The 2,071-nt window shown below is 45.1% G+C and carries 2 protein-coding genes and 1 pseudogene; all 3 read right to left on the bottom strand.

Translation table 11 applies throughout. The annotated features are described in order from the left end of the window. Nucleotides 1-324 (bottom strand): annotated as a pseudogene (locus ACEYW6_RS36075) (hypothetical protein); the annotation flags it as partial. Nucleotides 325-520: 196 nt separating this feature from the next. After that, nucleotides 521-988 carry a hypothetical protein gene (locus ACEYW6_RS36070; protein WP_412983585.1) on the bottom strand — a complete coding sequence of 156 codons (468 nt, stop codon included), beginning with the start codon at nt 986-988 and terminating at the stop codon, nt 521-523. A 3-nt stretch (nt 989-991) separates the two neighbouring features. Further along, nucleotides 992-2,026 carry a tyrosine-type recombinase/integrase gene (locus tag ACEYW6_RS36065; protein ID WP_412983584.1) on the bottom strand — a complete coding sequence of 345 codons (1,035 nt, stop codon included), beginning with the start codon at nt 2,024-2,026 and terminating at the stop codon, nt 992-994. Between the last annotated feature and the right edge of the window lie 45 nt (nt 2,027-2,071).

The following is a 2,071-nucleotide window of genomic DNA, read 5'->3' as shown; positions in this document are numbered from 1 at the left end:
TTGTGGTGTTTGCGGTTCAATCAAATCATCTAAATCTAGGTGCATTGTTGTCCGCACTAGACCAGCAAAGAGATCGGAGCTAACAACTGGCCCCAAAAGACTATTGCGATCGCGGGTATCTTGCAACAGCACTTCGGCACGAGACTTCAGAATATCTGCAATTTGACTGAAGGCAAGCGCTGCGGTTAATAACTGTGCCTCCAAGGGTAAATTCTCTAGCTCGGCATCCAAACAATCCCACATAGCATCAAGGGAAGAAGTTGGTGGAGATTCAGACAACTCATCAAGCACATCCCAGATTGTTAATTGGCGGTATGTGGTCATAATAATTCGTAATTTCTAATTCGTAATTCGTAATTATTGCCTTACGGATAAATGTGAGGTCTTGAATAAAGTTGCTACGCGTTTTCTCTTTCTTCATAACTGATCTTGGGGCTTGTACCCTCAATGATTTAATTATTAATTAACTCCTAATTAATTACGAATTACGAATTACGAATTACTAATTATTCGGTCATCTCTAAGATTGTGGATGCAAGGGGCAAGGCCGCACTGGGCAGTAGCTTGAGGTAATCTCAAACATATCTTTATATTGATATAGTGAAACACCGTATTGTTTAGCAAAAGACTGCAACACCTGATCTGTATAGGCGCGGATCTTGCCAGCCGTTAACCCAAAGCAGTGAATTGGTTCTAAGCGGCAAACAGGTTTTTGCCCCAGCCAGAGTTCTGCGCCCAAGGCGTGCAATGGCTTATCCCCTGGTTCTTTATACAAATACAGCACTGCAAAATATGTTGCTGGTGGTTCGACTGTTACTGAATCAATTTCTGCTGAATTATTATGGGAGCGGTGGCGATAGAATGAGCGGCGATTGTGGCAAATGCGTGGATTCCAACACCCGTCCCCTGCTGTTCCATGCAGCACTTTAGCTTGGGTTGTTGGTAACTTGGCGCATAACTGACACTTGGGATCGAGTGGCTTTGGCATAGTCTACTCTGCTTCCTCTTCACCAATCGCGCGATAGTAGGCCGCGATCGCCGCTTCTTGTTCGCTGCGAAGCGTATACCGCCGAAACGCTTTCTCGCTTTGATGTCCTGTTAATTTTCGTGCATGGCTGGGGTCAACTCCCAATAGCAATAAGTCAGTAGCGTAAGTATGTCGAAAGGAGTGAGGGTGCAAATCCTCAATGTGAGCTATTTCACCAATTTTTTCCACCGCGAAGTAAATGCCGTGATAACTTAAGCGTTCACCTTTGTATGAAGCATGGTGTGAAATCATCAATGGACTGAGGCTGGTCAAAACCTCTCCTTGCTGTGAGCGCGTAAGCAAATACTCTGCTAAAACTTCCCGGCTCTCTTTTCGCAGTGGAACTAAGCGTGGTTCATTGGTTTTGGTGTCTGGTAAAAATAGCAGCTTGCCATCAAATGACCCAACATTTAGCTGTACAACTTCCCCTGCCCGCAGTCCATGACTGAGAATGTGAACAAGTGCTGTATCCCGTTGCTTTGTTTCTCCCAATAACTCTAACGCTGACCAAACCTGTTCCATCTGTTCTGAGGTTAAACTCTGGGCTGGTGGCAGTGGCACTTTTTCTAGTTTAATCCCCAGTGTAGGATTAGTAGCAATAATTTCAGGATACGTATAGCACATCCATTTGAAAAAGCTTTTGAGTGCCGCAATTCCCGCATTGATGCTGCTTTTTGAAAGCGGTTTACCAACATCAGTCCGCAGTTCATCCCGCAGATATTCTTTATATAGTGCGAAGTGACGCGGGCGTAGCTCATGATAATGCAGCTCACTCCATGCCAAAAACCGCTTCAGTTCTCGTTCGTAAAGCTTGCGGCTGTTGGGTGCGAGATTGTTGCTGCGTAAAAATTCCAGTACTTTTACCCACCGTATGTCTGTGGGTGCAGCTATTTTTTCTGCCCTGCTTCTAGATTCTCCCTGTAGGGTTGATGGTGCTTGATCCTGTATGTGGATCAACTTGATTGGCGGTAGGTTGTCAAACTGAGGATTATTTACCATCTTGATCGCGATCGCCTAGAAGCAGTGTGGAACTAACACCCAAAA

The organism is Nostoc sp. UIC 10607 (assembly GCF_047228265.1).
Taxonomy (GTDB): domain Bacteria; phylum Cyanobacteriota; class Cyanobacteriia; order Cyanobacteriales; family Nostocaceae; genus Nostoc; species Nostoc foliaceum_A.
The sequence above is the reverse complement of the archived record's forward strand: the minus strand, read 5'-3'. Positions and strand labels throughout refer to the sequence as shown.